The sequence below is a fragment of the Pantoea sp. genome (assembly GCF_028283705.1).
GTDB lineage: Bacteria > Pseudomonadota > Gammaproteobacteria > Enterobacterales > Enterobacteriaceae > Pantoea.
Map to the genome: position 1 here is coordinate 96519 of NZ_JAPWKD010000012.1, position 25776 is coordinate 122294.

27 protein-coding genes and 2 pseudogenes are annotated in these 25776 nt (G+C 52.5%); 11 read left to right on the forward strand and 18 right to left on the reverse strand.

Annotation, left to right across the window (positions count from 1 at the left end; all coding sequences use genetic code 11):
- Positions 1-129: 129 nt before the first annotated feature.
- The 3 genes from yebS (at position 130) to rsmF (ending at position 5481) form a co-directional block, all read left to right on the forward strand.
- Entirely contained in the window at positions 130-1374 is a 1245-nt protein-coding gene (yebS, locus tag PW844_RS10960) for a membrane integrity lipid transport subunit YebS (protein WP_299451540.1), read from the forward strand.
- A complete protein-coding gene (locus tag PW844_RS10965) occupies positions 1343-3982 on the forward strand; it encodes a PqiB family protein (protein ID WP_299451541.1) in 2640 nt (879 codons plus the stop codon). Before yebS ends, PW844_RS10965 begins: the two co-directional genes overlap by 32 nt.
- An 80-nt stretch (positions 3983-4062) precedes the next feature.
- Complete coding sequence (rsmF, locus tag PW844_RS10970; RefSeq protein WP_299451542.1) at positions 4063-5481, forward strand: 16S rRNA (cytosine(1407)-C(5))-methyltransferase RsmF; 1419 nt, start codon at positions 4063-4065, stop codon at positions 5479-5481.
- Positions 5482-5484: 3 nt separating this feature from the next.
- Here rsmF and PW844_RS10975 read toward each other — a convergent pair whose 3' ends face one another.
- Complete coding sequence (locus PW844_RS10975; protein WP_299451544.1) at positions 5485-6132, reverse strand: metallophosphoesterase; 648 nt, start codon at positions 6130-6132, stop codon at positions 5485-5487.
- Between the two features lie 538 nt (positions 6133-6670).
- Between PW844_RS10975 and PW844_RS10980 the strand changes: the two genes are divergently transcribed.
- A complete protein-coding gene (locus tag PW844_RS10980; protein ID WP_299451546.1) occupies positions 6671-6949 on the forward strand; it encodes a DUF6388 family protein in 279 nt (92 codons plus the stop codon).
- Positions 6950-7009: 60 nt separating this feature from the next.
- Here PW844_RS10980 and PW844_RS10985 read toward each other — a convergent pair whose 3' ends face one another.
- The 3 genes from PW844_RS10985 to PW844_RS10995 all read right to left on the reverse strand — a co-directional run bounded on the left by PW844_RS10985 (position 7010) and on the right by PW844_RS10995 (position 9267).
- Positions 7010-7177, reverse strand: a complete 168-nt coding sequence (locus PW844_RS10985) for a hypothetical protein (protein ID WP_299451548.1) — start codon at positions 7175-7177, stop codon at positions 7010-7012.
- A 96-nt stretch (positions 7178-7273) separates the two neighbouring features.
- Positions 7274-7594: a hypothetical protein gene (locus PW844_RS10990; protein WP_299451697.1), complete on the reverse strand. Its 321-nt coding sequence runs from the start codon at positions 7592-7594 to the stop codon at positions 7274-7276.
- Between the two features lie 485 nt (positions 7595-8079).
- Positions 8080-9267: a hypothetical protein gene (locus PW844_RS10995; RefSeq protein ID WP_299451550.1), complete on the reverse strand. Its 1188-nt coding sequence runs from the start codon at positions 9265-9267 to the stop codon at positions 8080-8082.
- Positions 9268-9446: 179 nt separating this feature from the next.
- Here PW844_RS10995 and PW844_RS11000 point away from each other — a divergent pair, with 179 nt between their 5' ends.
- A complete protein-coding gene (locus PW844_RS11000) occupies positions 9447-9770 on the forward strand; it encodes a tail fiber assembly protein (RefSeq protein WP_367187756.1) in 324 nt (107 codons plus the stop codon).
- A 57-nt stretch (positions 9771-9827) separates the two neighbouring features.
- Here the strand turns inward: PW844_RS11000 and PW844_RS11005 are convergent, their stop codons facing one another.
- From PW844_RS11005 to PW844_RS11015, 3 genes are all read right to left on the reverse strand, one after another.
- Positions 9828-10268, reverse strand: a complete 441-nt coding sequence (locus tag PW844_RS11005) for a hypothetical protein (RefSeq protein WP_299451551.1) — start codon at positions 10266-10268, stop codon at positions 9828-9830.
- 17 nt (positions 10269-10285) lie between these two features.
- Positions 10286-10585 (reverse strand): hypothetical protein, encoded by a 300-nt coding sequence (locus PW844_RS11010; protein WP_299451553.1) that lies wholly within the window; start codon positions 10583-10585, stop codon positions 10286-10288.
- Positions 10586-10718: 133 nt separating this feature from the next.
- Positions 10719-10955 (reverse strand): hypothetical protein, encoded by a 237-nt coding sequence (locus PW844_RS11015; RefSeq protein ID WP_299451554.1) that lies wholly within the window; start codon positions 10953-10955, stop codon positions 10719-10721.
- Positions 10956-11112: 157 nt separating this feature from the next.
- On the opposite strand from PW844_RS11015, the pseudogene PW844_RS11020 reads away from it, so the two are divergent.
- A pseudogene (locus PW844_RS11020) lies at positions 11113-11406 on the forward strand (phage tail protein); the annotation flags it as partial.
- A 2-nt stretch (positions 11407-11408) separates the two neighbouring features.
- A pseudogene (locus tag PW844_RS11025) lies at positions 11409-11654 on the forward strand (phage late control D family protein); the annotation flags it as partial.
- Positions 11655-11941: 287 nt separating this feature from the next.
- Here the strand turns inward: PW844_RS11025 and PW844_RS11030 are convergent.
- From PW844_RS11030 to copC, 3 genes are read right to left on the reverse strand one after another with little or no spacing between them, the layout of a single operon-like run.
- Positions 11942-12289: a YebY family protein gene (locus PW844_RS11030; RefSeq protein ID WP_299451698.1), complete on the reverse strand. Its 348-nt coding sequence runs from the start codon at positions 12287-12289 to the stop codon at positions 11942-11944.
- A gap of 33 nt (positions 12290-12322) precedes the next feature.
- Positions 12323-13204: a copper homeostasis membrane protein CopD gene (copD, locus tag PW844_RS11035; protein WP_299451556.1), complete on the reverse strand. Its 882-nt coding sequence runs from the start codon at positions 13202-13204 to the stop codon at positions 12323-12325.
- A complete protein-coding gene (gene copC / locus PW844_RS11040) occupies positions 13204-13581 on the reverse strand; it encodes a copper homeostasis periplasmic binding protein CopC (protein ID WP_299451558.1) in 378 nt (125 codons plus the stop codon). Before copC ends, copD begins: the two co-directional genes overlap by 1 nt.
- A 151-nt stretch (positions 13582-13732) precedes the next feature.
- Here copC and PW844_RS11045 point away from each other — a divergent pair, with 151 nt between their 5' ends.
- Positions 13733-13963, forward strand: coding sequence for a DNA polymerase III subunit theta (locus PW844_RS11045; protein WP_084875343.1), 231 nt, complete (start codon positions 13733-13735; stop codon positions 13961-13963).
- A 3-nt stretch (positions 13964-13966) separates the two neighbouring features.
- Positions 13967-14635, forward strand: coding sequence for an exodeoxyribonuclease X (gene exoX, locus PW844_RS11050; RefSeq protein ID WP_299451561.1), 669 nt, complete (start codon positions 13967-13969; stop codon positions 14633-14635).
- Here exoX and PW844_RS11055 read toward each other — a convergent pair.
- Both PW844_RS11055 and PW844_RS11060 read right to left on the reverse strand, forming a co-directional pair.
- Entirely contained in the window at positions 14629-16692 is a 2064-nt protein-coding gene (locus PW844_RS11055) for a prolyl oligopeptidase family serine peptidase (protein ID WP_299451700.1), read from the reverse strand. The genes exoX and PW844_RS11055 overlap by 7 nt on opposite strands.
- A 118-nt stretch (positions 16693-16810) precedes the next feature.
- Positions 16811-17464 (reverse strand): DUF533 domain-containing protein, encoded by a 654-nt coding sequence (locus PW844_RS11060; RefSeq protein WP_299451562.1) that lies wholly within the window; start codon positions 17462-17464, stop codon positions 16811-16813.
- Positions 17465-17627: 163 nt separating this feature from the next.
- Here PW844_RS11060 and purT point away from each other — a divergent pair, with 163 nt between their 5' ends.
- A complete protein-coding gene (gene purT, locus PW844_RS11065) occupies positions 17628-18806 on the forward strand; it encodes a formate-dependent phosphoribosylglycinamide formyltransferase (protein ID WP_299451563.1) in 1179 nt (392 codons plus the stop codon).
- A 39-nt stretch (positions 18807-18845) separates the two neighbouring features.
- Here purT and PW844_RS11070 read toward each other — a convergent pair whose 3' ends face one another.
- Positions 18846-19625 carry an alpha/beta hydrolase gene (locus PW844_RS11070; protein ID WP_299451564.1) on the reverse strand — a complete coding sequence of 260 codons (780 nt, stop codon included), beginning with the start codon at positions 19623-19625 and terminating at the stop codon, positions 18846-18848.
- A 119-nt stretch (positions 19626-19744) separates the two neighbouring features.
- Here PW844_RS11070 and PW844_RS11075 point away from each other — a divergent pair, with 119 nt between their 5' ends.
- On the forward strand, positions 19745-20644 hold the full coding sequence (locus tag PW844_RS11075; protein ID WP_299451565.1) for a LysR family transcriptional regulator: 900 nt from the start codon (positions 19745-19747) through the stop codon (positions 20642-20644).
- Between the two features lie 42 nt (positions 20645-20686).
- Here PW844_RS11075 and PW844_RS11080 read toward each other — a convergent pair whose 3' ends face one another.
- The 5 genes from PW844_RS11080 to PW844_RS11100 all read right to left on the reverse strand — a co-directional run bounded on the left by PW844_RS11080 (position 20687) and on the right by PW844_RS11100 (position 25467).
- Positions 20687-21325 carry a bifunctional 4-hydroxy-2-oxoglutarate aldolase/2-dehydro-3-deoxy-phosphogluconate aldolase gene (locus tag PW844_RS11080; protein ID WP_299451567.1) on the reverse strand — a complete coding sequence of 213 codons (639 nt, stop codon included), beginning with the start codon at positions 21323-21325 and terminating at the stop codon, positions 20687-20689.
- Positions 21326-21464: 139 nt separating this feature from the next.
- Positions 21465-22889, reverse strand: a complete 1425-nt coding sequence (gene dhaM, locus PW844_RS11085) for a dihydroxyacetone kinase phosphoryl donor subunit DhaM (protein WP_299451569.1) — start codon at positions 22887-22889, stop codon at positions 21465-21467.
- Positions 22890-22919: 30 nt separating this feature from the next.
- Positions 22920-23543 carry a dihydroxyacetone kinase subunit DhaL gene (gene dhaL / locus PW844_RS11090; RefSeq protein ID WP_299451570.1) on the reverse strand — a complete coding sequence of 208 codons (624 nt, stop codon included), beginning with the start codon at positions 23541-23543 and terminating at the stop codon, positions 22920-22922.
- Between the two features lie 73 nt (positions 23544-23616).
- On the reverse strand, positions 23617-24681 hold the full coding sequence (dhaK, locus tag PW844_RS11095) for a dihydroxyacetone kinase subunit DhaK (RefSeq protein WP_299451571.1): 1065 nt from the start codon (positions 24679-24681) through the stop codon (positions 23617-23619).
- Between the two features lie 57 nt (positions 24682-24738).
- Entirely contained in the window at positions 24739-25467 is a 729-nt protein-coding gene (locus tag PW844_RS11100; RefSeq protein WP_299451573.1) for an MIP/aquaporin family protein, read from the reverse strand.
- Positions 25468-25776: the final 309 nt, after the last annotated feature.

A 25776-nucleotide genomic window follows, 5' to 3' on the forward strand; every position in this document is an offset into this window, starting at 1 on the left:
ATTGTGTTAGTTACTATACCCTTAGCTTTCTGTGGATCGAACTTCATGCCACCACAGATGTCTCAGCCAGCAACCTGCTGCCTGACATGCCGGTAACTGTAACGAACGATGGGCCACTTGCGTCACCCTATGAAAATTCACGCTATCAGCCAGACGTTGCCCCACGCACGTTATCAGCGTTGTCCGCAATGCGATACCCTTTTTTCCTTACCGGATGTTAAATCGCATCAGGCGGCCTACTGCCCGCGTTGTCACGCTCGTATTCAGAGTGGTTTTGACTGGTCAATGACGCGTCTGACCGCGATGGCGGTCACCATGCTGATGCTGATGCCGTTCGCTTTTACCCTGCCGCTGGTGGATATCCGGCTGCTGGGTATGCGCATTAATGCCAGCCTGCTGGAAGGGGTGGTACAGATGACGCAGCAAGGCGATGTCATCACCGCATCCATCGTGGCGTTTTGCACCATTGGTGCCCCCATGACGCTGGTGGCGGGCATTAGCTATTTGGGCATCGGTCACGCGCTGGGGATGAATCTGCGTCCGGTATTGCTGATGCTGGAGAAGCTGAAAGAATGGGTGATGCTGGATATCTACCTGGTCGGCGTCGCGGTGGCGTCCATCAAAGTACAGGACTACGCCACGCTGGAAGTGGGTTATGGCATGGTGGCTTATATTGCACTGACGGTACTTAGCGTGCTGACGCTGATTCATCTTAATGTCGAGCAACTGTGGGAGCATTATTATCCGCAGGCAGTCCCCACCTCACCGCCTGAGCAATGGCAGGTTTGCCTGAACTGCCATCACACCGGTATGGCAGATGATCGCGGGCGCTGTACCCGCTGCCATACGCCGCTGGATTATCGCCGCCGCCACAGCCTGCAAAAATCCTGGGCATCATTAATTGCTTCCATCGTGCTGCTCATTCCTGCCAATCTGCTGCCGATTTCTGTGGTGTATGTTAACGGGGCGCGGCGCGAGGACACCATTTTTTCCGGTATTCTCGGCCTGGCTTCCGGCAATATTCCGGTGGCAGCGGTGGTGTTTATCGCCAGTATTCTGGTGCCCTTTACCAAAGTGCTGGTGATGTTAACGCTGCTGCTCAGTATTCATTTCAAATGTGAACAGGGGCTGAAAACCCGCATCCGCTTGCTGCGCGCCGTGACCTGGGTTGGTCGCTGGTCGATGCTGGATCTGTTCGTCATTTCATTAACCATGTCGCTGGTCAATCGTGACCAGCTGCTGGCATTTACCATGGGACCTGCCGCGCTCTATTTTGGCTCGGCAGTCATCCTGACCATTATGGCTGTAGAGTGGCTTGACAGCCGCCTGATCTGGGATGCACATGCAACAGGAAACGCCGACTACACCGACTAGCGCAAATCTGCGAAACAAACGCAAGATTTCGCCGTTCTGGTTACTGCCCATTATCGCCTTGCTGATTGCCGCATGGCTGTTATGGACCAATTATCAGGAACGCGGGACCATCATCACCATCAACTTCCAGACTGCGGACGGTATCGTGCCGGGGCGCACGCCTATTCGCTATCAGGGTGTGGAAGTGGGTACGGTGCAGGGTATCGTGCTGAGCAATGACTATCGTAGCATCCAGATTAAAGCCAGCATTAAAAGCGACATGCGTGATGCACTCCGCGACAACACCCAGTTCTGGCTGGTGACACCAAAAGCCTCTCTGGCCGGGGTCTCCGGGTTAGATGCTCTGGTAGGTGGCAACTACATCAGTATGATGCCGGGCAGCGGTAACCCACAGGAACACTTCACAGCGCTGGATACGCAACCGAAATACCGTGTGAATACCGGTGAGTTATTGATCCACCTGCGTGCACCCGATCTCGGTTCGCTGAATACCGGTTCGCTGGTGTATTACCGCAAAATTCCGGTTGGCCGGGTCTATGACTACAGCATCAACAGTAATACTGATGGCGTGACCATTGATGTGCTGATTGAACGCCGCTTCATTAACCTGGTGAAAAAACAGAGCCGGTTCTGGAATGTTTCTGGCGTGGACGCAGATATCAGTCTGAGTGGTGCCAAAGTCAAACTGGAGAGTCTGGCGGCACTGGTTAATGGTGCCATTGCCTTCGATTCTCCCGACGAAGGCCAGCAGGCTGACACCGATGAAAACTACCAGCTCTATCCCGACCTCGCACAAAGCCAGCGCGGGGTGCAGGTCAGCCTCGACCTGCCGAGCGGTGATAACCTGAAAGCAGACAGCACGCCGCTGATGTATCAGGGGCTGGAAGTGGGCACCTTAACCAAGCTGAATTTGCTGCCTGGCGGTAAAGTGACCGGGGAATTGACCGTTGATCCCTCCGTCGCCGGATTGATGCGCACGGGCACCCGCATTGAAATGCGCTCACCAAAAATCAGCCTGACAGATACCAATCTCAGCAGCCTGTTAACCGGCAATACCTTTGAACTGGTGCCCGGAGAAGGTCAGCCGCAGGATCACTTTAGCGTATTACCGGCCAGTGAATCTTTGCTGCAAAAACCGGATGTCCTGACGCTGCAACTTAATGCGCCAGAAACCTACGGTATCGACGCCGGACAACCGGTGATGCTCTACGGCATGAAGATAGGCCAGGTCATCTCACGGGAACTGGACGAAAAAGGCATCAGTTTTGTGGTGGCCATCAATCCGGAATATCGCCATCTGGTACACGGTGACAGCAAATTTATCGTTAACAGCCGCATTGACGTGAAATTCGGCCTTGATGGCATGCAGGTACTGGGTGCCAGTGCACGTGAATGGGTGGATGGCGGTATCCGTCTGGTTCCGGGGGCAAAAGGCAACCCGCAGATGCGTTACCCATTGTATGGCGATGCTGAGCGTGCAGAGGAAGGGATTACTGGCGATCAGCCCCCTGCCACGCTGAAACTGACAGCCAGCAGCCTGCCTGATGTTCAGACCGGTTCTGTGGTGCTGTATCGTAAATTCCAGGTGGGTGAAGTGGTCAATGTTGTGCCGCGCGCCGATGCCTTTGAAATCTCGATTCATATCGAACCGCAGTATCGCAAACTGCTCACCAGCGAAAGCGTGTTCTGGGCCGAGGGGGGTGCCAAGGTGCAGTTGAATGGTAGCGGTCTGACCGTGCAGGCATCACCGCTGAATCGCGCGCTGAAAGGTGCCATCAGTTTCGATAACCTGAGCGGTGCGCAAGCGGCAAAAGGGGTGAAACGGGTACTTTATGCTTCGGAAACCGCCGCACGCGCCGTAGGCAGCCAGATTGCACTGCACACCTATGATGCCAGCAAACTGTCAGCCGGCATGCCGATTCGTTATCTTGGCATTAACGTCGGCCAGGTCGAGTCGCTCTCACTGAGTGCCGACAACAACCAGGTGGTGGCAAAAGCCGTACTGTATCCGGAATACGTACAGGACTTTGCCCGTATCGGCAGCCGTTTCTCGGTGGTCTCTCCGCAGATTTCTGCCGCTGGCGTAAACCATCTTGAGACCCTACTGCAACCTTATGTCAACGTCGATCCGGGCAAAGGTGCCCAGGCGCGCACTTTTGAGCTTCAGGACAGCACCATTACCGATTCACGTTATCTCAATGGTCTGACAATCTTTGTTGACGCAACAGAAGCCGGTTCACTCTCGGTGGGTACACCGGTGCTGTTCCGTGGGGTGGAAGTCGGTACCGTTACCGGCACCTCGCTGGGCAATATGGCGGACCGCGTTCAGGTGGCGTTGCGCATCAGTAAGAAATATCAGCATCTGGTGCGCAACAATTCGGTGTTCTGGCTGGCATCCGGCTATAACCTGAATTTCGGCCTGATTGGCGGCGTGGTCAAAACCGGCACCTTCCAGCAATTTATTCAGGGCGGGATTCAGTTTGCCACCCCGCCAACCGTGCCACTGGCACCGCAGGCGGGTGCGAACAAACACTTCCTGTTGCAGGATGAAGCGCCGAAAGACTGGCGCAACTGGGGAACCGCGATTCCCGACCCCGCACAACCCTAAGCAAATCGGGCAGCCTGGCTGCCCGATTCTCTTTCGCGTGTTACACTTCGCGCTCTGTTTGCTATCCCCGGAAGAAACCCGTGTCCGAACGTTTTCCTGAAGATTTCCTCACGCTGATGCGTGCCAGCCTGCCCAACGATGAAGAACTGCAAGGTTTTCTCGCCATCAGTCAGCAACCGTTACGCCGCAGCTTGCGTGTGAATACCTTAAAAATCAGCGTGTCTGATTTTCTGGCGTGTACCGCACATTACGGCTGGCGACTGACGCCCATTCCGTGGTGCGCTGAAGGATTCTGGATTGATCGCGACGACGAATCGCTGCCGCTGGGCAGCGTGGCGGAACATCTTAGCGGGTTGTTTTATATTCAGGAAGCCAGCTCGATGCTGCCGGTCACGGCATTGTTTGATGCCGCGCCCGATGCGCGTCAGGTGATGGATGTTGCCGCAGCACCTGGCTCTAAAACCACGCAAATGGCGGCGTTGATGCACAATAATGGCGCGATTCTGGCTAATGAATACTCCGCCAGCCGGGTAAAGGTGTTACATGCCAATATCAGCCGCTGTGGGGTCAGCAATGTCGCCCTGACCCATTTCGATGGTCGTGTGTTTGGTGCGGCATTGCCCGAGCAGTTTGATGCCATCCTGCTGGATGCCCCCTGCTCCGGAGAAGGCGTAGTGCGTAAAGATGCCGATGCGCTGCGTAACTGGACCCTGGCCAGCACTGAGGACATCGCCGCCACCCAGCGCGACCTGATTGACAGCGCTTTTCACGCCCTGCAACCTGGCGGCACGCTGATTTATTCCACCTGTACGCTCAACCAGATCGAGAATCAGCAGGTCATCAGCTGGCTGCAGCAACGTTATCCTGATGCTGTCGAAATTATACCGCTGGATGGCCTGTTCGCGGGTGCCGAAAAGGCGCTGACGCCAGAAGGCTTCCTGCATGTGTTCCCGCAAATCTTCGACAGCGAAGGCTTCTTTGTCGCACGTCTGCGTAAAACCGCCAGCGTACCGACATTACCCGCTCCAACTTATAAAGTCGGCAAACTCCCCTTTTCACCTGCCAGCCGGAAATTGACGGCTGAAGTGATGCAGGCAGCAGCAAAAGTTGGTCTGCACTGGGACGATAATTTGCTGTTATGGCAGCGTGATAAAGAATTGTGGCTGTTCCCCGCCGCGCTGGAAAGCTGGCTGGGTAAAGTGCGCTTCTCGCGCATCGGTATAAAACTCGCGGAAACCTTCCCGAAAGGGTATCGCTGGCAACACGAAGCCGTGGTCGCTCTGGCACAGCCAGATAGTTCGCTGGCCTTTGCGCTGACGGAGGCCGAAGCGGAAAGCTGGTATCGCGGTCAGGATATCCATCCGGAGCATCTGCCCGAACGGGATGAGGTGATTGTGACCTGGCAGCAGCAAACACTCGGTCTGGCAAAAAAGGTCGGCAATCGTATCAAGAATAGCTACCCGCGCGAGCTGGTGCGCGATGGTCGTTTGTTTCGGTAAAGGTTACTGCAGCTGCACCAACGTGAGCCGGTTGCCGAATACGGCACCGGTATCGATATAATGTTGATTGGCAGCGTTGAGCGGTTGCTCCAGCGGGGTATGGCCAAAATAAAAATCGCTGGCCCCCTCAATTGCTGCCGAGTTACCGCGCTGATGTCGCCCCAGCCGGTCGCGGCTCCACACCACCTGATGCCAGTCAACCTCTTGCCCCAGTGAGTAGTGACTGGCCGGATAATCCGCATGGGCGATCACCACCACGCGGTCGGCGAGTTGCAGATGCAAAATCAGCGGCAATGCAGCACAACGCTTTAGCGCATGACGCGCTGCAATCACCTCACTGCCGCGCAATTGCCAGAACCATTCACCCCCATTCATCAGCCATAGCATCGGGTCCTCGCCCTGCAACGCCGCGATAGCCATCTGTTCATGATTGCCACGTACACATCGAAACCAGGGTTCATCCAGCAATGCCAGACAACCGGGACTGTCGGGTCCCCGATCGATCAAATCACCGACGGATATTAATAAATCCTGCTGCGTATCAAACTGATGCAGAATCAATTGTGAATCAAGCTGAGTGCGACAACCGTGTAAATCGCCAACTACCCAGATGTGGCGCCATGCTTCCGCATTGACCGTTTGATAAAACATATTGGTCTCCTGAAAGCTGGTTTACTGGAAGTTTAGTGAATCCGGCTTAAAGTATAGCCTGGCGACCTGCAGGCATCGGAGGGAAGCGTGAACAGCCGTAAACAATTTATTGGCGTATTGGTAGTCATTTTTGTCGGCAGCGTATTGCTGCTGGAAACGCTTGCGCGGCTGGTACATTTGCTGGTGGTGGGATAAGGGTGATGTCGCTGCCAGATTCAGCAGCGGCCGCATCCTGCAGCCCTGATGAACGTCCCTTCCGGCGCTTATCTCCGGCACTCATTAAAGGTGTTAGCTCTGCGAGGGACGGCAGCTACTGTAATTCTTCGGAGTATTCCGATCAAGTTAAATGATATTAACTATCATTCTCACTAAAAAATTTAAACCCGACAACTAATCTCTCTATAAATCAAATTGTTAGAATTTGACGATGGACATTGCCAATTGGCAACGGTGAGATGAAATGGTAAGCATCCACAGCCACATCGCCTCCCCGTTTTTTGCCAGGCTTATACAAACGCAGTTTGAGAGGGAGCCGTTTATGAAAGATTATTATAAGATTGATTTGGAAACCTTTATGCAAAATAACAAACTGTTAATTGCTGAGATTAAAAGCAAAGCACCAGTTTATGCTGATGATATGGGTATGGATGAAGTGCAATATATTAACCGCGAAATAAAACGTGCTCATCTGGAATATATTGAAAGTCTGGGTATAAAAGATCCTTACGAGTATTACATTACTCAACACGAAGAAGATCGCTATCTTGCCGACCAACTTATCGCACAACACCGTAAAGCACTGCGCCCCGCTTCTTAACCCCCGGCATGGTTGCCACACAAACAGCGCGGCAACCTGCTGCAGAGGATTAGTCATTAGCTAGCGCGTGATAAAGAAAATCGCGGCCATAAAGCCCAGAAATAATACCGCAAAGGTAATGAAACCCAGTCGTGGCGATTTAGCCCGGCCAACCAGCGCGGAAATAAACACCGATAATAAGGTTAATGTGACAATCATCACCCAGAGAAGGTATTGCGTATTTGCCATGTAGGATCCTTATAAGCAGGCAACATCAATAAAGCGCCATTTTATACCATTTTTTTGCCCGGCTGGCTCTCAGGATATTTGCGGTTGGACAGCTATCTATGATGCATTGTGGCAACGTACTGCTTCCAGCGCCTCCAGTTGCTGCAATCGTTCGGTGGCCTTTTGGTTGGCTCTGGCTTTAGCAATCCCGTTGCCGATACCAAAATCCCCCACAAAGCCAATCACCGTTAACGCATCAAACTGCCCGGTCTTCGCGATCTGCTGCTGAACATCATGGCTTTTGGCTATTTCCTGCTGCAATGTTGCGCAATCATCATTTTTAGCTTCTTCATCACTTACCTTTGCGGATTGTGGGTACTGTTTCAGAGCGCATCCGCTAAGCAGCAGGATGATGAAAAGGCAAGCAGGCTTGTACATTGCGGTTCTTCTCATCTTGATCGACGCCATCTATATGGCTGGTTTGACGTTAAGCTAACATAGCGAAAAGATCCTAATCGAGTGATTAGCATCATCAGACAGGTTTTGTTTATCTCCGGCAGTGTTCCGGGGGCGTCGAACAGGTATCACACAAATCGTGGGTAAAAAAGGAAAAAGGCCGCATTTCTGCGGCCTTTGCCAATAATTAGTACCCCACCCGGCGCTTATCTCCGGCACTCTCTATGGCTTAGCTCTTGAAGGGGCGAGTAAATTATCTAAGATTTATCCTAAAAATATAGCCCCACAACCAGAGTTTTACTCGCGTTCGTGAAGTTAGTCACAACCATTTGGTATGAGGCGTTCCGTCGTTGCTGAAGTGACGATGAGCGGACATGGTTCAAGTGCATCATTATTGACTGCGCGGCTACCATCAGGCTTAGGTCAAAAGGACAATTATCCAGTTGAAGAACGGGTTATCAAAAGACTCAATTCTTAATCCGAGCACGCATTTTATCTATTTCACCTAAATAATATTCCCCGATATTAAAGAAATTAACATCATGTGTCATCGCTTCTGAAATGGCTGAAGCGACGCGTTGTCTAAAGGAGTCTAAAAAGAGAAAATAACCATCCATAGAAGTCACATGATGAATGTTTGACGCTCCAAGTGCATCAAGAATGTAATTATTGAAATTTTTGAAAAAAGGATACAGTGGGACATTTTTATCTATCGTGAAAATTTCATGAAGCTCTGTAAGATTACGAATATATAACTCGCATTTAAAGCTATAGGAATACGTTGAAAACTGAACTTTAGAGAAATCGAAATGACTTGCATAGTTAACCAGAGCAATAATGGTTTTACCGAGACTAAGATTAGTCGTTAAGTTCACCCTCGTATCAACTTCACAAAAAGTACAAAGTGCATTTACCACATCGGAAAGAAACACAAAGTCATTATGCAAGTCAACCACATTCAGTACAATAAACTTACCTGCAAATATGATGTCTCCATCCTTTGCAGCTCTCTCAACCGTTAACATTAGCAGAGAATGGAGAGTAGATATGTCATCAACCAACACATGAGGTGAGTCGATGTATTCTCCTGATTTCATCTTAGAATTGATACTTTCCCCGCAGTTGAGTATATCTTTTAATGATCCGGCTTTCACAGATGTCAAATCTACCTTTGTGTCGCACTGAGAGAACGAGTTATTTGTGAAGATTTTTTTGTAAAAAATCATCCTGGATTTAAATGCAAAGTTATTAAATGCATCAACTTCCGCCTTATCCAGCAGGTCATTAAACATTAACTGATGCATCCTAAACTTTTCAAAATTCATTCTTTCCAGCTGAAAACGCATAAAATTCTCATTCTTTTTAGCCGTTTCCTGATCCGTCATAGATCGTTTTTTTGCCTCATCGGAGAGCTGTCTATTTTGAAAAATTGCAAATAACAGTGCGGCTAAAGCAGCGACTGCACCACTTAAAGTAAATAACCCAGAAAGCAAAGAACCAAAATCTGACCATTTCCCAGAGTCACGAGAAACGCCTTCTAAAGAGAACGTAACAGGTATTCCCGTAACATACTCTCGATATAGGTATAGAACCACCAAAGGGAAAATTAACGTAATAAGTAAAACGAAGCCCAAAATTAAATATTCTTTACGCATTTTATTCCTATTAATGAATTGCTTGCCGATCCACTGGTGGACAGCTCCAGAGTGTATCCATACCTTGTTTGTAATAATGTACTCAATATGCACACATAAGAAAACATTAACGAAATCCTGTGCAAGCTAATCTACATTGGCACCCTTTTCGCGACAAATCTGGCTGATGATTCTCCCAGGTGAGAACGGAAACCGGCGATTATCCGGCGGATACCACGACGTTAAAACCTGCCACCGGCTTTGATAAATGGGACGGGGAAAAGTGGGTAACAGATGCGGATGCGCAGAAACAGGCCGATGTGGCAGAAGCCGATAATCAGAAGATTACGCTCATCAGCAGCGCCAATACCACGATCCAGGCATGGCAGACGCAGCTGATGCTCGGCATCATTACCGATGCTGATAAAGAAAAGCTGACCGAATGGATGAAATATATTCAGGATGTTCAGGCAGTGGTTACTGTCGCCGCCCCAGATATTGTCTGGCCGGATAAGCCCGCATAAAAAAAATGCCCCCGTTATAGCGGGGGCGCTTATGCGCATAGCCGGGAAATCAGAATGTTATTCCGGCCAGGTTATCATTTCATCCAGGCGTCTGAGGATGTCCGGGAAGTGGCTTTCATTAATGCCAAATTCGCCCTTTATCTGAACGCTATCCGCATGTTCTTCAGGGCGCAGAACATATTCAACAATCACTGCATCATCACCTGTGACTTTCCGCAGAACCATATTCAGCTGATTAAGCTGGCTGCGAAAACTGAATGATTTAATTTCCTGCTGAGCCATCACAGCCTTGTAATGCACGGAAAACTGATTGCGCAGTTCCCTGAGTTCGCCGACTGTAAACTCAGTCTGAAACTGTACTTTCACCCCGCTGACGGAAAACTCCACGAAAAACTTAATCCAGTCCCAGAGGTGATTAACCGGGTCGGCTTCGTCATCCACGACACGCTCGAAAGGTGAGACCGCGAAGACGAATTCTTCATTTCTGATATCAAACATGCGTACTTTCCTGCCGGTTAATCAAAATATTTAAAATGGGTAATCGTCCAGTCTGATTCCCGCACCACAACCTCAAGAGTGTACTTCTTATACTCGGTGACATTTCTCTTACGATTCAGTTTATACATCTCAGTTTCGTAGCGAAACATCCCTTCCCCGTTACGAGGATCAGCCATACGTCTACCATAACGGATGGCTTTTTCGTGAATATGTAATGGAACATAGCGCCCCGGTTCGTACATATGCCGGGCGGCTGTTTCAGTCATTTTAATGTTACGGGCAGATAACCCGGTTTTAAGCCGGGCACGGAGAAACATGATTGTCGCCTGGCTGAGTTTCGCGCTGACAGCCGAACGCGTACCCGCTTCAAACAGCACACGCCCCGCACGGAAAATACGGAAGACGCCAAAAGCAATGAGCCCAATATCGGTTGGATCTATCAGGGGTGTTTCAAGAGGGGGCTTCTTCCAGCCTTAGAAAATGTCCCTGCGTGTCGTAAATCTGCCACAGTCCCGGAGCCTGGGCGACTGAATAGCCTATGCACATGCCGCTGGTTTCATCCAGCACGGGTTGTGCATTGTGTGGCAACGTCCGGGGGTGGACTTCAAAAAAGACATCAGCCGGTAAAGGCGACTGGAAGGTGTAATACCTGCCGGGTTCTTTCGTTGCGGTTCCTGCAATCATCATCGTTCCCTCATTTTCAACTGGTTGTTTGTAGTACCAGTGGATATCAGAGCGATAGCTCAAGAGTAACTGCCCGCTGAGCAATCAGCAAACTTCTATCACATGCCCCGCCCCGCCCGGGCTGCCACCCTGAGCACACCTTTAACCAGGAGTGCAACAGATGGCAGATTATCATCACGGTGTCCGCGTCACTGAAGTAAACGACGGCACGCGCACCGTATCCACCGTATCCACCGCAATCGTCGGCATGGTCTGCACCGCTGGTGATGCGGATGCGGCTACTTTCCCGCTGAATGAGCCGGTGCTCATCACCAACGTGCAGGGCGCAGTCGGCAAGGCGGGCGTCAAAGGCACGCTGGCCGCAGCGTTGCAGGCGATTGCCGACCAGTCGAAACCCGTCACCGTTGTGGTGCGCGTGGCCGAAGGCGACGACGAAGCCGAAACCACGTCCAACAGACGGTCTATTCCAGCAAAGCCACGGCCATGCGCGCCGCCAAAGCGAAGTGGGAGAAGCTGCAACGCGGTGTTGCCGAGTTCTCGATCACCCTGGCAATGGGCCGGGCTGATCTTTACCCGAAAACCCCGGTTGCGGTGAGCGGATTTAAATCAGTGATTGATGCACAGCCGTGGCTCATCAGCAAAGTCACGCATAGCCTGAGCGGCAGCGGTTACACCAGGGTGATACAGAGGGCGACAGGATAAGCACCAACTCATTGATTTTACGATAAGTTATTGATGATAAACAGCAGACAAAAAAAGACCGAATACGATTCCTGTATCCGGTCCAGGGAAATGGCTCTTGAAGAGCCGTGCGCTAAAAGTTGGCATTAATGCAGGCGAGGTCGCCTTGCCTTTTAAAGGTAGACCACAGGTGATTATTTTCCAGCCAACCATCACATCAGGGAAGGAAAGCTGCCGACTCTGTGATCGCGACGGCAGAATAGCGCAGGAAGGTGGCGTAGCGGGTTGCCACGCCTCTCAGACAGGAATTACTGACTGCACAGCGCCTGAGCGCGGGCGATAATTGGCTCGAGACTCATCTTCTGTCCCGGGTGGGCTTTGTCTTCCGTCTGAATTGAACTGATGGATTCCGTGGTGCCACGGCCCGATTTCTGGTTTGCTTCGGCTTTGTCATTCAACGGGTACTGCAACAGCGTGCTGGGGTTGATGGCGAACAACGCACCATCCTTCTCACAGCTCAGCATCACTTCTTCACGCGTGAACGGCCATTTGTCTTTGCCAATCTCAAAACGGCTGATGGTAATAATCTGTGCCGCCATCGCCTGGCTGCACAGGGTCAGCAGCACACAAGCTGGAATCAGTTTCTTCAGCAAAATGTCGTCCTCATACATTCAATCGGTATAGATGATTCAGGCTGGAGCCAGCGTGGCAAACACGCTAACCAGCCCGATAACAACAACCGCCAACAGCAGTTCAAACTGCGTCAGGCGAATAAAAATTGTGGCTGCGCGACTGCCCGCCAGGCGAAAACGCGGCACCAGCCAGTAACGGTTGATCACCGCAACGGTCACCATCAACATTACTAACAACACCTTAGCAATCAGCAACTCACTCCACGGCGTTTGGTGCCATTGCAGCGGTGGGCCGGCAATCAACAGGCTATTGAAAATGCCCGTTAACAACGCCAGCGCTACGGCTAAATGCCCATAGCGGGAAAAACGCATCATGCTGCGGATGGCATCGGTGCGGTGCGCTATCTTGCGGGCTTCACGCATCAGCAGCAGCAGTGGCAGCAGGCCCCCACTCCAGAATGCTGCCGATATCAGATGTAATGCATGATTGGTTTGTTGCAACGTACCCTGCCAGCCATCGTGCATCGCAGCATGCCCTACCCCGGCTAACGTGATCAGCTGCAATAATCCGGTCAGCAACAACAATTGCTGTCGCACGTTGCCGCGCAGCAGGAATGCCAGCACGCTGAGTAAGGCAAACAGGATCTCCCAGCGCCACACCTGGCCAAAACGCGTCGCTAAAACCGCCAGCCAGGTATCGCTATCTACAACGTTATGCCAGTCACCACTCATCAGGCCCGTTTGCGTCGCGAGCATCAGCACGGCGCTGAATAAACTTACTACCGCACTTAACTTCAGGATGGCTGACAGGCGTTGCGCCAGTATTGGACGGAAACGCTTCGGTGCCAGCAGTGCGGTGTAGAACGCGCTGCCGGTGAGCAACAACGCGGATAGAAAGTGGAATACCCGCAGGCTGATCCACAGCGTACCCAGGCTCATTATTTCACGCTAAATGTATAACTGCCTTTGGTTTTATGACCATCTACCGAGAGCACGTGCCAGTTTACCTGATAGCTGCCGGCAGGCAGCGGCTGACTGAGCGGAACAATCAGCTGATCATGTTGCTTATCATTGAGCGTGGCCTTATCTGCTGGCACGACCTGATTCTGCGCATTACGGATCTCCACGCCACTAAAAGCGGGTTCAACATCTTCCGTAAAGGTCAGCGTTAGCGCTTGCGGTGAGGTTTCAACGGTTGATTTGTCAGCTGGAACCGGCGTTTTAAGGTGAGCATGGGCCAGGGCAAACTGACTAAATGCCAGCGTGGATGATGCCAGCAACAGCGCCGCAATGCGGGTTAAGGTCGTCTTCTTCATCAGGTCATCTCTTTATTGCGGCAATCCACCGCAGGCGTGGCAGCAGGATACGCTGCTGATCTTCGGGTGTCGAGACCTGCAATGCGATCCCTTTTCCCTTGATCCTTAACGATGAAAACATTACTTTTGCCCCTGTTAACAGGAGAAAAGCATGAGTCAAAACCTTGCCCTGCTGTCGCAGGAAGAGAAAGACAAAGTGAATGTCGATCTGGCTGCCGCCGGAGTGGCTTTCAAAGAGCGCTACAATATGCCGGTCGTCGCCGATTTGGTGGAGCGGGAGCAACCGCAAGCGCTACGTGAGTGGTTTCGCCAGCGTTTGATGCATTATCGCCAGGCGTCACTCAGCCTTTCCCGCCTGCCTTACGAACCGAAACAGAAATAACCTATGTTACGAGTTATCGATACCGAAACTTGCGGTTTGCAGGGTGGCGTGGTCGAGGTGGCGTCGGTAGACGTTATTGACGGACAAATCCTCAATCCGATGAGTGATTTGGTTTGCCCGGATCGTCCTATCAGCCGTGAAGCAATGGCGGTGCATCGCATCACCGAAGCCATGGTGGCGGATAAACCGCCCATTGAACAGGCGATTGGCCGTTATCATGGCAGCGCCCATTATGTCGCGCATAATGCCAGCTTTGATCGTCGGATGCTGCCGGAAATGCCTGGTGAATGGATTTGCACCATGACGCTGGCGCGCCAGCTGTGGCCCGGCCAGAAATATGGCAACCTGGCGCTGCGCCATAGCCTGAAGTTGGATGTGACACCACCCGCTGATTTGCATGCGCACCGCGCGTTGTATGACTGCTATATCACCGCCGCCTTGCTGATTCACATTATGGAAAAATCCGGCTGGGACGCGGCACAAATGGTGAGTCGCTGCCAACCCGCACCGGTCGCCGATGATGTTTTCCCCTTTGGCAAATATCGCGGACAGAGCATCGGTAGCATTGCACGCAAAGATCCTGGCTATCTGCGCTGGGTGCTGGAGAACGTGCGCGATTTGCGCCCACCGTTGCGGCAGGCGCTGCGTAAATACGTGAAGACGGGTCAGTAGTCGCTGTGATCGGGTAACACACCCTGTGCCAGGCCAATCAGGAAACTAAATTCCAGCGCCACCCCTTCATAGGATTTAAAGCGCCCCGACTTTCCGCCGTGGCCGGAATCCATATCCGTGCACAGCAGCAGCAACGTATCATTGGTTTTTAGCTCACGCAGTTTCGCCACCCATTTCGCCGGTTCCCAGTATTGCACCTGTGAATCATGCAGGCCGGTGGTCACCAGCAGATGTGGATAAGCTTGCGCAGCCACATTGTCATAGGGGCTGTACTGGCTAATGGTGTGATAATACTCCGCCTGTTCGGGGTTGCCCCACTCATCGTATTCCCCGGTGGTCAGGGGAATAGAGGGATCGAGCATGGTCGTCACCACATCAACAAACGGCACCTGCGCCACTACGCCGTGGTAGAGCTGCGGCGCCATATTAATCACCGCCCCCATCAGTAAGCCTCCAGCACTGCCCCCCATGGCATACAGCTGTTGCGGGTGACCAAATCCTTTTGCCACCAGGGCTTCCGTCACATCAATAAAATCAGTGAAGCTATTGATCTTGTTGTGCAGCCTGCCATCGTCATACCACTGCTGCCCCAGTTCACCACCGCCGCGCACATGGATAATCGCATAGACAAATCCACGTTCCAGCAGGCTGATGCGGCTGGTGCCAAAGCTGGCGTCCATACTGCTGCCATAAGCGCCATAGCCGTATACCAGCAACGGATTGTTGTCAGGCTGGAAATGCTGGCGATGATACACCAGCGAAACCGGAACTTCGGTGCCATCACGAACGGTGATCCAGTGATGTTCACTTTTGTAGTCGTCAGGATTAAAGCCCGGTACCGGCGTTTGCTTTAACACCCGACGTTCGCCGCTTTCCATATTCAGTTCGAACAGGGTAGTTGGCGTGGTCATTGACGAGTAGCCATAGCGCAACGTATCGCTGTCCGGTGAGGGATTGTAGGCCAGCCAGGTGACATACGTTGGGTCATCAAACGCGATGCCGGTGCTTTCTCCGCTTTCCCAGTGGATCTGCCGCAGGCTGGTAACGCCGCGGGAACGCTCCTCAACCACCAGCCAATGCGTAAACAGCTGAAAATCCTCCAGCACCACCTGCTCGCGCGCCGGGATCAGCGTTTTCCAGCGATGCTCCGCCAGCCAGGCGCTGCGGTATAAACCAAAGTTTTTACCCTCGCGATTGGAGCGGATGTAGAACTGATGATTGTAGTGATCAACGGTGTACTCATGATCGCGTCGGCGCGGACAAAACACCTGGGGCTGTGCATCAGGATACTCCGCATCAATCAGCTGGATTTCACTGGTGGTGGTGCTAAATAACGCGATCAGAATAAAGTGTTCGGAGGTGGTTTTGTGCACGCTAAGGTGGAAGGTATCATCCTTTTCCTCATAAACCAGCTGGTCATCAGATTGTGGATGACCCAGTTCATGACGCCAGACTTGATAAGCCAGCAAGGTTTGCGGGTGTTTGCGCACATAATAGATAGTACGTGAATCATTGGCCCACGCCAGGCTGGACGATGCATCGCTTAACACCTCGGGGTACCAGCTGCCGCTCTGCAGATTACGAAAACGGACTCCGTACTGGCGGCGTGAGAGGAAATCTTCCGCCAGCGCCATCACCTGATTATCAGGGCTTATTGCCAGCGCGCCCATGGTGTAGAAGTCACTGTGCGATGCACGCTGGTTGCCATCCAGCAGCAGTTGCCACTCCGCATCGGTGCCAGCCTCTTTGGGTTGGCGATAATAAGCTGCGTATTCATTGCCGCTTTCATAACGGCTTTGGTAACGATAGCCATTTTTGACATAGGGTACGGAATGATCCTGCTGCGGAATGCGGTCAATGATCTCCTTCAGCACCCGCTCCTGCAGGTGTGTCTGTGATGCCATCATCGCTTTGCCGTAATCATTTTCGGCATGCAGATAGTCGAGCACCTCGGGGTTTTGCCGATCATCGTCACGCAACCAGAAGTAATTGTCCGTGCGCGTTTCCCCGTGCAGCGTCATTTGATGGGGGATTTTTTTGGCCTTGGGCTGATTTATCATTGTTCATTTCCCTGAAGAGACAACATTCTGCAAGCGTGGCACCGATTGAGCGCGAAGCCAAGCCATTAGCTGGCAGGAAAATGTAAACGAAGGCCACTGATGTGGCCTGAGCAGGTTAACTGGCGGGGAGTGTCGCTTTCTCCGCAATAAGATCTTTTTGCATTTCCTCGCGGACATCCTGGGGGATTTTTAATGCATCCCCCAACGCAGAGAGGTAGCTGCGCTCCATAAAATGGTCGAGATCAATGGCTGCGCAGCTGAGGAAGTAGAGTTCCAGTGCCTCTTCCTCATTTTTTACATCCGCAGCCAACCAGTGCGGATCCAGCGGGCGATTCATCGCCTGTTGAATCAGCGCTTCCGCCTGCGCGCCATAGCCAGCCTGCTGAATATTTTGTTCGATGGTCGCACGTTCACGATCGTCAATATGTCCGTCACTTTTGGCCGCAAATACCAGCGCGGTCACCAGACGTGCTGCGCGCTGGTCCAGCGGTGTTTGCAACTGACCATAACCCGCTTCATTCTGATGGCTTTCACTCACCCGCTGTTTGTATTTGTTCCACAGCACGGCACCCGCTGCCGCGCTACCACCAATAATTAACGCTTTTCCGCCGTATTTGGTCAGCAGCTTGCGTGAAGATTTACTCGCGATCAGCAATCCTGCCAGCCCACCTAACGCGCCGGGTGCCAGCATGTCACTGAGGCCACTCCCCTGACCCGCGCCTCCCTGCTTTTTCAGTACCGATTGAATTTGCTGCAGCCAGTTATTCATCGTTTAACTCCTGTTTAGGATTCCAGTTTCACATGCTGCCGCAGAAGATGTCAGGAAATGTCAGAGCGGAGAAAAGTAAGGCAAACCTTATCAGGGGGAAAAGGTGAGAACGCAAACGTTTTCGTATATACTGCGCGCGCATTTTGACTGCTAAGGTGAAATTATGACGACTCTCGGAACCGCGCTGCGTCCTGCCGCAACGCGTGTCATGCTGTTAGGTTCAGGCGAGCTGGGCAAAGAAGTGGCACTGGAGTGCCAACGTCTTGGTGTGGAAGTGATTGCTGTCGATCGCTACGCCGATGCCCCGGCCATGCACGTTGCCCATCGCAGCCATGTGATTAACATGCTGGATGGTGATGCACTGGCCGCGCTGATTGCTCAGGAAAAACCCGATTTTGTGGTGCCGGAAATTGAGGCTATTGCCACGGAAAAATTGCTGGAACTGGAGCTTCAGGGACAAAAAGTGGTGCCTACCGCGCGCGCGGCACGTCTGACCATGAACCGCGAAGGCATTCGTCGCCTGGCGGCGGAAGAACTGGCATTGCCGACGTCCACCTACCAGTTTGCCGATAGCAAAGAAAACTTTGTCGCCGCCGCTGACACCATCGGCTTCCCATGCATCGTGAAGCCGGTGATGAGTTCATCAGGCAAGGGTCAGAGCTTTATTCGTGATGCAAGCCAGCTGGACAAAGCATGGGATTACGCTCAGCAGGGTGGTCGTGCCGGTGCCGGTCGCGTGATTGTTGAAGGTGTGGTGAAGTTTGATTTCGAAATCACCCTGCTGACCATCAGCGCTGTGGATGGCATTCATTTCTGCGCCCCGATCGGTCATCGCCAGGAAGACGGCGATTATCGTGAATCCTGGCAGCCGCAGCAGATGAGCGATCTGGCGCTGCAACGCGCCCAGGACATCGCCGAGAAAGTGGTGAAAGCACTGGGCGGCTACGGCCTGTTTGGTGTGGAGTTGTTTGTCTGCGGTGATGAGGTCATCTTTAGCGAAGTCTCACCACGCCCGCACGATACCGGTATGGTGACGCTGATTTCACAGGACCTGTCAGAGTTCGCGTTGCATGTGCGTGCCTTCCTCGGCCTGCCGATTGGCGGCATTCGCCAGTATGGCCCGGCGGCCTCGGCGGTGATCCTGCCGCAGCTGGAAAGCAACAATGTGCGTTTCGTTAATGTCGAAGCGGCGCTGGGTGCTGGTCTGCAACTGCGCCTGTTTGGCAAGCCGGAAATTGCGGGCCAGCGTCGCCTGGGTGTCGCGCTCGCTACAGGTGAAAATACCGATGATGCCATCGCCCGCGCCATTGCCAGCGCGGCTGCAGTGAAAGTTGAAGGTTAATTCCTGAAGCGGTGAGCCTTGTGCTCACCGCTGTTAACTTTATCGCACGGTTGCCGTAAAATTGCGCACGATGTCGGCGACTTCAGATGCCGCTTCAAGTGGTAACAGGTGCCCTTTATCTGGAAGAATATGCAATGGCGCGCCGGGAAAGTGCACGGCGATTTGTCTTTCCACCACTGTCAGTGGGTCAACCTGATCACGCTCCCCTGTCACTACCACCACCGGTACCCTTATGGCAGAGGCCACCGCGTGCAAATCCTCTTTTGAACTGCTATCGAGCCAGCCACTGACCGCTAAAGGGTCCATACGCAATGCATCCTGAATAAGCTGTTGCTTCGCTTCTGTCGCGATCGGCGAGGCAATCAGAATATTTTCCACTGTCCAGCGAGCCGCTTCTTCACTGGCATAAGCCGTACGCATCATTTCCCTCTGCTCGTCACTGATAGACATGGGCGCAAGTGGTGATGAGGCAACCAGCACCACACCAGACAGTCCCTGCGGGTGGCGGCTGGCAATCAACTGTGCGACTTTTCCTCCCATAGAATGCCCCACCAGGATATAGCGTTGTAATTCCAGAGTCTGAATCACCGCCTGTACATCATCAGCATGATCGCCAGTATTATAGCCACTGGCAGGTGCAGCAGAAGCGCCAGCGCCGCGTGCATCAATGGCGACACAACGAAAATCCTCGCTCAAACGAGCCATGACTCCCTGCCATGTCAAAGACGATCCACCCCAGAAATGCAGAAACACCAGGGCAGTCTCCCCTTGACCATATTCTGTAATATTCAGCTCAACACCGTTCGCAATAATTTTCATTTTCCCTCCTGTTTAGAGAAATGTTCATTTTGTTGCGACAGATCTTGCGTCATTACATTTAAATAGGGAATGATCGTCATGGTTCATAGATTACATACTTAAAATACGCACGGGAAATTATGGATCGCTTCACAGAGCTGGCAGTATTCGTGGCCGCAGTGGAAGAAGGCAGCATCGCGGCGGCGGCAAGAAAACTTGGGTTATCAGCAGTAATGGCTGGCCGTTATCTCGCCTCACTGGAGCAAAGGGTTGCCGCGAGATTGGTTGAACGCACGACGCAGCGGTTAAGTCTGACCGACGCTGGGCAAAAATACATGACCAGCAGCAAACATATTCTTGAAGCCTGGACAGAGGCCAATCGTGAAGCGGCAGACATACAAAGTAATCCAACCGGAACCTTACGTATCGCAGCCCCTGTGACTTTTGGTACCTTGTATCTCGGCCCGTTGATTGCACAGTTTCTGGCCGATTTTCCTGCGGTAAACATTACACTGCAGTTACAGGATCGCTTCATCGATTTAGTGGAGGATGGTATCGATTTGGCGCTCCGTATCGGTCATCTATCCGACTCAGAGTTAATTGCGCGAAAAATTGCGGATTGCCCATTACTGGCCTGTGCCACCCCAGCCTATCTGGCCGTTGCGGGTGCGCCGGCGACACCGGCTGAACTACACAGTCATACGCTGATAGGTTACCTGGGTAACCATAATGCCGCGCCCTGGCATTTTTATGATGATAAACAGGGATGGATTCAGGCAGATGATAAACGACGTTTTCTCGCCAACAATACCGCGATCATGCTGGAAGTCGCGCTGGCACATGCCGGGATCGCTTATGGCCCGGCTTTTGTTTTTAATCGCCATCTTTCAAGCGGTGAGTTAGTCCAGGTTTTACCCGCATGGGCTTGCCCAACGCTTCCAATGCACGCCATTACACCCAATGCAAAGTATGTAAATACCAAAACACGCTTGTTTATTGAACGGCTTAAAACAACGTTTGCCAGCAACAGTGAGAATTGATGTACCGGCAGCGCACTGCCGGTAACGGAGAGCGATTATGGCTTACTTAGTGCCAGCCACCGCCTCTTGCGCCAGGCGCGTAATACGATCCCAGTCGCCTGCTTCCAGCGCATCGTTTGGCACCAGCCAGGAGCCTCCGATGCACAGCACGCTTTTCAGCGCCAGATAATCACGGTAGTTTGCCGGTGAAATGCCACCCGTCGGGCAGAAACGCACCTGCGGGAAAGGTCCGCCGATAGCCTGTAGCGCTTTCACCCCGCCATTCGCTTCTGCCGGGAAGAATTTAAACTCACGCAGACCGTAATCCATACCGGTCATCAGCTCAGAGACAGTGCTGATACCCGGGATTAACGGCACCGGCCCTTCTACTGCGGCACGCAGCAACGGCTCGGTAATGCCCGGGCTTATCACGAACTGTGCACCAGCATCGGTCACTTCTTTCAATTGCTGAGGATTGATAACGGTACCCGCCCCGACAATCGCCTCGGGGACTTCTTTAATCATGGCGCGTAACGCATCCATCGCGACAGGGGTACGCAGGGTCACTTCCAGCACACGCACACCACCCGCAACCAGCGCTTTTGCCATCGGCACAGCGTGTTCGAGTTTGTTCACCACGATGACCGGTACGACCGGTCCGGTTGTCAGGATCTGTTCTGCACTTGTTTTCCAGTTTTTCATCACGTTTCCTAAGGGGGTTTCAGTCAGACCATGAGCCTGGTCTGTGGGATGTTCCTGAGCCGTACCATACAAGATTCGTGTGACTCGCGTCTATTGGCTGCGAAGTATTTTTGAAACCACGGTTCATTCTGCTTAATCACTACAGCGGTAAAATATCGCCGGAATCACCAGACAGCTTAACCACCGTGCCATCCTGATATGCCTGGGTACGCTGTGCGCTATCGATATACACCGGGATGCCGCGTGCGGCTGCCAGCAGTGCCGGGTGGGAATGGACACCAATGTCGGTAAAATAAATGCCCCCAATCCAGGCACTATCCAGCGCCATGATTTCGGAAGGCAACAAATAATTAGCGATAATCAGCGTGGGGGTGTGCCACTGTGGCAAGGTCAATAACGGGTGCCCGAGTAGCAACCGCAGTACCCGTATACCGACGTCATAAACATCCACATATCTTTCGCGTAAATAAGCATCCTCAATGGCCCGGTACTCATCCGCCATCTGGCTGATGGTTGCCAGCCAAAGGTGCTCAACAGGCGCACTTTGCTGGTCCATCTTTTCACACGTCGCATCATAAAGTTCGCTATCTTCCAGCATCATCTGATGCGCGGAGAAAATAGCTGCCTCTTTGTCAGATAATTGCTTTCCCGTGGTGGTGACCAATGCCGCCAGCTCCTGTTGCGCGGCCGTTATTGCATCGCTGAGCCGGGCAAGTGCCTGTGGTTTTGCTTCAGCCGTTAGCGTCGGGAGCTGCGGCTTACCTCGTTCAATACGGCAGACAGTGACAGATAACCACGCTGGCGATTTTTTCTTCGCGTCGTCCACCGCAACGGTCCCCTGCACCTCATCACCGAATTGTGTCGCGGCCAGTGCAGCAAAAGCGTCTATCGCCTGCTGCGCCTGCGGCCCGCGCGCATGCAGGGTAATCACATCGCCACATTTGATAGCCAGTCGTGCCACGTTGTTCATACTCTTCGCGTTGAGCGCGCGATCACCGTTGGCCAGCTGTACATCGGCATCGAATTGACTCAGGCTACGGGCAATCGCCGATGCCGGGCGGGCATGGATACCGGTCGGGTTGGTTATGGTCCAGGAAAAGTGCAAAGGATAGTTGCTGGTGTCGCTCACTGGCGCTGGTGCACCGGCCAGCCAGTCGCTCTGATTCAGCTGGGCATATTTAGCCGCCAGCGACTGGTGTGCTTCGGTGATAACCTGGCCGATGGGCTGACCCGCCGCCGCTGCCACCGCCGCTGCGACAGTGCCTTCCACCAGCGGTGCCGCGCAGACCTGAACCCGCGTCATGGCCTCCTCGCCCAGCAGTTCCATCGCCATATCGGTACTGAGAATCGCGCTTCCCATATCGACCATCACCAATACATCGTCATCCATGACAGCCTCAATGGCCGCCATGATTGCAACCGGGTCAGTGCCTATCGGATTCTCCGGGTCATCCATCCCTGCCGCCACCGCGAACTTCACTTTTCCCTGCGTCATTTGCGACGCCAGCTCAACAACCCCGTCAGCCAGTTTTTTGCTATGAGAAACCACCACAATATTGACCATATGTCATAACCTTATTGAGGACTGCAACTGTTAACCAACAACCTCACAAAGTGTTTTAAACAGCAGATAGCTGGACGTGGCACCTGGGTCCTGATGGCCGATGGATCGCTCGCCAAGATAACTGGCGCGTCCCTTCCCTGCCCTCATCGGAATGGTGCTTTTCATTGCCGCCTCAGCAGCCTGCAAGGTACTACTCAATGCCGTTGCCAATGGCGCTTCCTGCTGGTTTTGCAACGACGTGACAATGGCTGACAGCGTATCCACCATGGTTTTATCACCCGGATGCGCCATACCGCGTGCGCTGATACGATCCGTCCCTTCCCGGTACATGTTGTACAAATCTGTCACCGTCAGTTCTTCTTTCGCCATTACGCACTCGGCGGATTTAATGAAAAAAGTGCCATACAGCGGCCCACTGGCACCGCCAATACTTGATAACAGCACCATGCCGGTATTTTTCAAAATGGTGCCGATATCCTTATCTTCCAGCGTCGGCAGTTTTTCTTTCACCTTTTTGAAGCCACGGTTCATGTTTAACCCGTGGTCGGCATCGCCAATCTCACGATCCAGATTGGTCAGAAACTCCTGTTGTTGTTCAAACACCGCTGCCGACGCATCCAGCCAGTCAATTACCTGTTTCTTGGTTACGACCATTGTTATCCCCCGGAGAGTGATTTCATCCGGTGCCGAAGCGGCCCGTCATCAGCGACCAGGCCGCGACACCGCGTTACATTTTCCAGCGTAGCGCTGGCGTGCTGACCGGAAAATCCCACAACGTCAGCATTTCCTCATCGACTTTCAATAACGTAATCGATACTCCCTGCATGTCGATGGAACTGCAGAAGGTCCCCACCAGATTACGGGCAATATGAATGTTGCGCCCGATGAGTAGCTCTGCCGTTTTGCGATACACGGCATACAGTTCCGACAACGGCGTGCCCCCCAGCCCATTGACCAGCACAATCACACTGTCCTGTTCATTGAGTGGTTCGGTAGTCTGGCTGTTTTCCACCCACTCGCCTTTATCACCGTCCCATTGTCGTAACACACGGCTGTAGGGAGTATTGTCGAGAATTTCGTTAACCATCTCCGTGACCAACGTATCGCAATCGCTGTACTTCTCCCGACGAATACCCGGCTCACCATGAATACCAATGCCAAACTCGATTTCATCATCGGCCAAATCAAAGCTGGCCCTGCCAGCCGCCGGAACGGTACAGGCCGACAACGCCACGCCAATCGACCGTCCCCGGTTGCCAATACGTGTGGCCAGCTGCACGCATTCATCGAGGCTGTAACCTTCTTCAGCCGCCGCCCCGAGTATTTTCTCCGCCAGCACGGTAGTAGCAACACCACGCCGTCCGGCGGTGTACAGGCTATCCTTGACCGCGACATCATCGTCAATCACCGCCACCTGCACCGGAATGCCTTCACCGTGCAGCAATTCAGCCGCAGTTTCAAAATTGAGAATGTCCCCGGTGTAATTTTTAATCAGCAGCAAAATACCGTTATCGCCGTTGACCTTTTGCGCACATTCATACATTTGATCGGGGGTGGGTGAGGTAAAAATATGTCCGGGACAGGCACCGTCGAGCATACCGAAACCAACAAATCCGCCATGCATCGGTTCATGTCCCGAGCCACCACCGGAAATCAGCGCCACTTTCGGTTTATCTGTACGACGACAGACATAGAAAGGTTCGGTATTTACCATTAATTCCGGATGCGCCAGAGCAAAGCCTTCCAGTTGTTCCCTGACCACATCATCGACTTTATTGATCAACTTTTTCATCAATCCTTCCTCGTATGCCCTCCCCCGCCTGGACCTTACGGACAAGGGAGCTGACGGTTAATGGGTGGTAAAGACAGGAATCAAGATTGTGTATAATAATGAGCCAGCCGCGCCGCCGATTAACGGACCGACGATCGGCACCCAGGCATAGCCCCAGTCGGAACCACCCTTATTTTTTATCGGCAACAACGCATGGGCCAGACGCGGGCCAAGGTCACGCGCCGGGTTGATCGCATAGCCGGTAGGGCCACCTAACGACAGGCCGATACTCCACACCAGCACACCGACCGCATAGGGTCCGAAGCCGCCAGCAATACCATTGTGCGAGTTAAAAATGGCCAGCACGCCAAACGTTAGCATTGCAGTGCCGATAATTTCGGTGACCAGGTTCCATTTATAGTCACGAATGGCAGGACCAGTACAAAAGGTGGCGAGGATTAACCCCTTATCGTCGGAAACATCATAGTGGCGCTTGTAGGTGAGCCAGACCAGAATCGCGCCGAGAAACGCCCCGACAAGCTGGCCGATAATGTAAACCGGCACCACGCTTGCAGGAATGCCGCCCTGGAGCCAGACAGCCAGGGTCACCGCCGGATTGAGATGCGCGCCGCTGACCCAGCCGACGGCATAAACAGCGACTGTCACCGCAAAGCCCCAGCCTGCGGTAATGACAATCCAGCCGCTACTTCCTCCTTTGGTTTGTTTTAATACCACGTTGGCCACCACACCGTCGCCAAGCAGAATCAACAGCATGGTGCCGACCATTTCTGATAAAAAGATGTTCATCTTTCTTTCCTTTAATTAACAGGTGATATAGCTGGTCGTCTTATGCAAGAACAAGTTGAGAATAGGAAGGGGAAAAAAGGCTGTAAAAAAGTTTTTTTTGTTCAATCCGGAAACAGTCTTTTTCCGGAGAAGGTTGCAAAAAGAAACATCACGCTGAAGAAAAAACGGGTTATTTGACCGCCATCATACTGTATTCAAAGATGTGAGATACTTCACAGCCCTCCACAGGGAAATTAAAAATCATCTTAAATACAATCAATTAAAAATAAATCTCTCTTGACTAAACTGAGGAAAAATATTTGCCGATCG